5 protein-coding genes and 1 pseudogene are annotated in these 6,340 nt (G+C 58.5%); 2 read left to right on the top strand and 4 right to left on the bottom strand.

Features of this window, described 5'->3' with window-relative positions; all coding sequences use genetic code 11:
- Positions 1 to 35: 35 nt before the first annotated feature.
- Positions 36 to 482 carry a hypothetical protein gene (locus tag FV226_RS28240; protein WP_187278862.1) on the bottom strand — a complete coding sequence of 149 codons (447 nt, stop codon included), beginning with the start codon at positions 480 to 482 and terminating at the stop codon, positions 36 to 38.
- A gap of 1,749 nt (positions 483 to 2,231) precedes the next feature.
- Entirely contained in the window at positions 2,232 to 2,672 is a 441-nt protein-coding gene (locus tag FV226_RS26345) for a DMT family transporter (RefSeq protein WP_147765244.1), read from the bottom strand.
- Positions 2,673 to 3,469: 797 nt separating this feature from the next.
- Between FV226_RS26345 and FV226_RS26350 the strand changes: the two genes are divergently transcribed.
- Positions 3,470 to 4,162 carry a ParA family protein gene (locus tag FV226_RS26350; RefSeq protein ID WP_147765245.1) on the top strand — a complete coding sequence of 231 codons (693 nt, stop codon included), beginning with the start codon at positions 3,470 to 3,472 and terminating at the stop codon, positions 4,160 to 4,162.
- Positions 4,162 to 4,542 carry a stability/partitioning determinant gene (locus FV226_RS26355; RefSeq protein WP_147765246.1) on the top strand — a complete coding sequence of 127 codons (381 nt, stop codon included), beginning with the start codon at positions 4,162 to 4,164 and terminating at the stop codon, positions 4,540 to 4,542. The genes FV226_RS26350 and FV226_RS26355 overlap by 1 nt, the downstream gene beginning before the upstream one ends.
- Positions 4,543 to 4,677: 135 nt before the next feature.
- Here the strand turns inward: FV226_RS26355 and FV226_RS26360 are convergent.
- Together FV226_RS26360 and FV226_RS26365 are read right to left on the bottom strand one after the other, a co-directional pair.
- Positions 4,678 to 5,238 (bottom strand): annotated as a pseudogene (locus tag FV226_RS26360) (transposase); the annotation flags it as partial.
- Positions 5,239 to 5,706: 468 nt separating this feature from the next.
- Positions 5,707 to 6,340 (bottom strand): glycosyltransferase family 4 protein (locus tag FV226_RS26365; protein ID WP_147765247.1); only part of this gene is annotated, 634 nt, incomplete at its 5' end.

A 6,340-nucleotide genomic window follows, 5' to 3' on the forward strand; every position in this document is an offset into this window, starting at 1 on the left:
GAACATCCACTTGGCGTAGCTTGGCGACGATCTCTTCAGCCGTATGCTTCTTCCGTCCCATGAAAACATCCTCCACATGGCTCGAAGCCATACCTCAGGGAGGACCACTTTTCAGGAGGCAGGCCACTATAATCACGCCATCCAATGAAGCCGATAGCATGGCCAATTTCATGCACAAGCACACTAACTGCGTCGGTTTTATTGGTCGGTATGTCCGCCCCATTGTCATACGGCGTCGGGTCTAGCCATAGAATATCACGGAGATAATTCGCTTGAATGGAAATTTTTACGTCAGCAGCACCCGCGCTCGTTGGCGTAAGTCCAGTAGATAGTTTGTAAGCAACAGGCGTTTGATAAATATCGATACCGCTGGACTGCCCTAGATAAACAGAATATCCCCCACCGCCGTCTGCTCTGCCACTACCGCCGACCGCTGCCGGTAAGACACAAATATCAATCGAAATGTTATCAGATCCGGCCAAAACTGAAGACCATGTGGCTAATGCTGCCTAGGTCTCAGCTACGAGCAGGCTTATATCAGAATCGGCAAATCCGCTCTGATTGTTGACTGAAATCTGAGCGTTAAGCGTCATAACTAATTCAGTCCCCGATTCATCGTGTATGGAATAGCTAAATCAAACAGATACGTCGTTCAATCACCTCGTAAGTTTCTGCGGAAAGGGCGTCTTGTTTTCAACAGACTTGGCGAAGGGGACTTGATCTGGGGGGTAGTTCGAGACTGCCTTACCATCCTCCCTCTCCGCTATAAGGGCGCAGGCGCAGGTCCGTTTGGTGCCGCTCATGCTGTGCTGATCTCCACCCCACAGCTGCTCCAAGGAGCGCAGGAGAAGGCCAACACCTTGATCGCCGGAACTCGGCAGCAAAGCCGTGCACTGCCTAAACGATCGGCCTGGGACAAGGGCACCTGCGGCCGGTAATGTCGGATGGCGCTTCGAGGTCAAATCGTTCCGGCCTCGATACGGCGGATGAATGTCCACGATCCGATCGAGGATCACGTTGGCCAGCTTCCAGCAAGCTGTTCGCTCAGAACGCGCCCCAATCTCCGCAAAGCCGTGAGCGAGGCCAACCCCACGCAGCAAGCCTTATTGAGGCCCTCGTAGCGTTGACTTAGCCGTGCGCCCCGGCCGACATGCCATGTCCGGCTTCCACGCGCCCTGTGGCGAGTCGTGAGCCGGCTGGAACAAGGGAACAAGGCCGCGAGAAAGACCTAAGCCCAAAACGCCAACGGCCCCACCCCGGCAAGGGTGAGGCCGTCGAAATCGATGAGGTCCGGGGACCAGTTGCAATTCCCCAGACATCATAGCTCCCGCCGGGAGTCAATCGGGATCATTTCCCGAGACGATGGCGCTTTGCCTTTTGCCGGGGACAGCTACCGCTACGCCCCCTGCTTTGACGCGGCCTGAGCAGGGCTGTGAGTGATGAACTATGCCTACGAGATCCGCCGACAGGCGGAGGCGGCTCCGCGCGCTGCGTTGCCGGCCGTCGCGTCCGCATTGTGGAAAGCGTTCGGAGAGGGGCATCTGTCCGAGGCCGAGGCCGAGGCGCTGTCCGGTCTGATCGAGGTGCGGCAGCTGGTCGGAAACAGCCGCCCGGCCGGACAGATCCCGAACCCAACAGGAACCCCTGACGGGACAGGTCGTCCGTCAGGTCCCGTGAGAAGCCCAAGGAGCCGCGCCGGCTCTCGGCCGCGCACGGATGCCTCGATGGAGCGCCGACGCCGCTGGGCGGCCTCTGGACGGCTTCCTCCCGGTCTCGCGGCACGGTTCACCCTGGCCGAGCAGGCGGTGCTTGCCGTAGTTGCGGTCGAGGTGACGAAGCGCGGACGGTGCGCCCTGGCAGTTGGCGCTGTCGCAGCGCTCGCTGGGGTCAGCGAAACGTCGGTCCGACGCGCTTTACGCGAAGCTCGGAAGCTTGGCCTCGTCACCATAGACGAACGACGCTTGTCTCGGTTCAGAAGCGACACCAACCTGGTCGCGATCATCGATCAGGCATGGACGGCGTGGTTGAGACTGGCCCGAAAAGTCACTGATCTAGGGGGTGGGTGCCAAACCCGGCAGGGCACGAATACTCCTGTCTCCTACCCTGTAAATTCAGAGGGACGGAGACCGCGAAGGGGCTGCCGAGGGGCAGAGAGCAGCAGACGCGAGAGCGGTTTGCCGAGAAGCCTCAAGACCGGCAAATCCCTCAGCGCCTTATCGTGAACGCCGCGATCAAAAGAGCGCTACGAGCCCGACTCCGGCGATCATCAGTACGCCGCCAAGGACACGCCAGACAGACGCAGGATGACGCTCGAACCCCACCCATCCGAAATGGTCCAGGACGATCGAGGTGGTCACGCCCGCCATCACCAAAAGTCCGAGGAACGGTGCCGCACCGATTTGCCGCGCGACAATGAACTGCGCCAGGATGATGCATCCGCCGAGAATACCGCCGAGCCAAGCCCACCACGGCATGGCGACGGCCTGCGCCACTGTTGGCCATGCAAGCTTGCCCGAGAGCAAGCCCACGATGAGGATGCAACTGGCAGTACCGGCCACCACCAGACCCGCCGTCAACGACTCGTCGAGGCCCTTCGACAGCGCACCGTTCTGTCCCGCTTGAACGGCGTTGGCGACGCCAGCAAGAAGCACGAAGCCGTAGAGATACCACATTGAGTGCCCTGATCTGACATTGAGGTCTGTTAGGTAGGGCAGATGAGATCGATGCTGCGGGGAACAGGAACCGCCGACACCGGCTTATGGCCTGCACACACAACTGGCTCATAATCGCGCTCCTCGGACGCCTGGCCGAGTTCAAACGTGAGTTGATCCGGGCGCGGACGAGGGGAGAGGCTGAAGCGGGCGCGAGAACGCGGCGTGCGCTGGTGTCGAGTGCCGACCTTTGAAATTGACCTTGGAGCGCTGTTTCAGCTTCGCAGCGATAGCAAACAGGATCATGGACCGGCTCCAGGGCGGAGGCGGCAAGCTGGTTAGGGATGGCTAACGATCCGCGAAGAAAGGCACGCTCGCCTCCGCGGCAGACTCCGCAGCATGCCCCCTCCCCTTCCGGTAATGCCAACCTTGCCGCACAGGATGGGACTATGAAGCTGCAAAGCGACTTTGACGCCATTGCAATCCAAACCGCCGCTACGGACAGTCAGGAGGAGACGGCCCCTCGGAAACCGCTAAAATCCGCGGCTGAACGCAAGGCTCACCGCACCTACAAACCCCGCAGCAGTCGCGACACGGGGCGGTCACGCCATTATGAGCGATAGCCTTCCGATATCAGATGGTTATCCGCCCCTGTGCTTGTCCATAAGTTAAGGAAATCGGAAAGCTTCTAGAATGCCTTACGATACTAAAAAGATATCCTAATGCTATCTGATACGCGACACATAGCCATTGAGTATCCGAAGGCATTCCAGTATCTGTGAATTCGAGTTCAATTTCTTTCGCCATCGTGATCCAGCATGCCAACCATCATCTTCGCCAGCCCCAAGGGGGGAGTGGGTAAATCGACATCCGCTATCCTTCTCGCCACGGAATTAGCAGGGAAGGGGGCTTCAGTGACGGTGATCGATGCGGATCCGAACAAGCCTCTTTCCAAGTGGTCGCAACGCCCCGGCAAGCCGGAAAACCTGACTGTCATGGACAACGTGACCGAGGATACGATCATCGACGCTATCGAGGGCGCCGAGAAAACCGCGCAGTTCGTGGTCGTGGACCTAGAAGGCACGGCCTCTATGATGGTGGGCTATGCCATGAGCCGGGCCGATCTCATCATCATCCCGTCACAGGGAAGCCAGCTCGACGCCGCCGAAGCGGTCAAAGCCCTCAAACTGGTGAAGCGCCAGGAGAAGGCTTTCAACCGGCAAATCCCGTGTTCGGTGCTGTTCACCCGTACCAGTGCGGCCATCGAAACCCGAGACCTGAGGGACGTTCAGGCGCAGCTGACCGAGGCCGGCGTTCCGGTTTTTGCCACGCAGATGGTGGAACGGGCCGCCTTTCGGGCAATCTTCTCCTATGGCGGCACCCTGTCCGGCCTCGACGGCTCACAGGTCAGTAATGTGAAGGCCGCACAGCAAAACGCTCGTTCGTTTGCGGCCGAGGTTGTAGCGCTGTTGAAGGCGAACGCAGCTCAGGCGCAGGCAGAGGTGGCGTAATGTCCAACTTACGCGCAAAGCTGTTTGACGGTGACGACGATCTGGACCTAACGGCGTTCAAGCCGAAGGCCGCGCCGGATAAGGCCGCGCCGTTGCTCGAAAAGGTGAGGGAGGTTTCAGAGGCTGCGAATTTCCACAGCCGGGAACCGACCAAGGTCACACCAAAACCCGCGGCCGATCCCACTACTGCAGCCGCCGTAAAACCCCGCAGACAGCCCCGGACACACCGGACGGGCCGCAACGTGCAGTTCAACGTCAAAGCCTCTCAGGACGCCATCGACGCCTTCTATCGCATATCCGACGAACAGGGCTGGGTGCTGGGTGAAACGCTCGAGCGCGCCCTGTCTGCTCTGGAACGGGACCTCACCGCGAAACCGTGATCCGGAAGCCTGTCACCGATATTTAGTTTGATCTGTTGGTTGATCGGCCCCCACGAGGTGGCTCTTCGCCAAGTTTGGTGGATCAGGCTGCGAGAAGGAACCGCCGGCGGAGGAGATTGAGGTTGGCGCGGCCGTGTCGTCCTGGGCAAACGCGGTGGCGATGAAGGCCGAGACGACGCGGCGGCCCGAGCGACCCGCATGAGCAAGGACGTTGCGCATGACGTGCACGCGACAGCGTTGCCAGGTGGCGTTCATTACCTTGGCCATCGAGGCCTTGATGTCCTCATGCGCGTCCGAGATCACGAGCTTGACTCTGCGCGGACCGCGCCGGGCGAGCTTGCACAGGAAGTCCGTCCAGAACGTCTCGGCCTCCGACGGGCCCACGTCCATGCCAAGCACTTCACGACGGCCGTCACTGTTGACACCGACCGCCACGATCACCGCCACCGAGACGATCCGTGCGTCCTGGCGCACCTTCACGTACGTGGCGTCGATCTGGAGATAGGGCGACTCACCCTCGATGGGGCGGTTGAGGAATGCACGCGTTCGTCGATCTCCTGGCAAAGACGACTGACTTGGCTCTTCGACACGCCGGTGCCACCCATGGCTTGGACGAGGTCATCGATCGATCCTTCGACAGGCTCAGGATGAGGGGGTCGAGATCCCCTCAATGTAGGCCTTCTGATCACCCGCACTGCGCCAAGAGGCACTGAACCGCAAGGTCACGTTGAAGTAACCCCGTGCTCGAAGCGCTGGCGGCCAAGGGCCACCACGTGGGCCTGTCAGCCGTACCCGAGGATGGGACGCGCATCCGATGATCGAGGCTGCCGTACTCAGTTTGTCGAGTCCGGCGTTGATCGCCGCGATCCGACCCGAACTTGCGATGATCCATTTTTCTGCAAATCGAAGACACTGAACGCATCGAACAAGATAAGATTGTGGGATACCCGATTTCAAGCGAAACGCCCCAGCAAGCTACAAAGCATGACGGCTTCGTTACGTGACAATCTTAATGTGTGACAACACTGTCGCCTTCTCTACTGCCTCACGGGGAGCTATCCACCGGCACAGTGGTTCGAAAAGGAGGCAGCGGACGGGTGGAGAAGAACCGTGTCATCGATGAGATCGCATCTGTGACGAACCACCCCAACAACCGAACTTATATTATACTGACTTTGCTACATTTTCCAGCATCGCAAGTACCTGTCGTAAACGATTCGTAGCAAGGCGGCCAATATTTTCTGGTCCGAACTGAGTGCTAATAAATGTACGACCCGCCGCAGCGCGCATCCGCCGTAATTCTGGGTCGCGATAAACTTTCTGCAATACTTCAGCAGCCTCCATTACGTTAGGCTCAGCCCATGACTGGTGATCGGTGAAGGTATACTCGCCATCCATGAGAGCTCTTAGCGTATACGAAATTGGAAAACCTGTCTCGTCGGTTAAGAAATCTGTATTTCCTGAAAAGTTTGTTCCTACTACAGGTTTTTCAAGCGCCATTGCTTCTGCCATACCGAGTCCAAAGCCTTCGGCTCGGTGAAGTGAAACATAGCAATCGGACTGTTTGATTAGAGAAAGAATTTCAGCCCGTGTTAAAGTCGAGTCAATCACGCGGATGCGTGAGTCTCGCGCCGCAGCCGCCGCGACTAAGGCTCGCGTCTGAGGGCTGTGTTCGGGTGCACCGGTTGATTTAATGATAAGACCAACGTCTTCATTACCCGGAAATGCTTTAGCAAAAGCTTCCAACACTCCGATAGGATTCTTGCGTGAAGGCCACGAATTGTAGTCAAAGCTGAAA

The sequence above is a fragment of the Methylobacterium sp. WL12 genome (genome assembly GCF_008039475.1).
Lineage (GTDB): Bacteria > Pseudomonadota > Alphaproteobacteria > Rhizobiales > Beijerinckiaceae > Methylobacterium > Methylobacterium cerastii.

Bases quoted from the DNA above. Each gene is read 5' to 3' on its own strand.
- FV226_RS26345 (WP_147765244.1), bottom strand. From the start codon at position 2,672: ATGTGGTATCTCTACGGCTTCGTGCTTCTTGCTGGCGTCGCCAACGCC.
- FV226_RS26350 (WP_147765245.1), top strand. From the start codon at position 3,470: ATGCCAACCATCATCTTCGCCAGCCCCAAGGGGGGAGTGGGTAAATCG.
- FV226_RS26355 (WP_147765246.1), top strand. From the start codon at position 4,162: ATGTCCAACTTACGCGCAAAGCTGTTTGACGGTGACGACGATCTGGAC.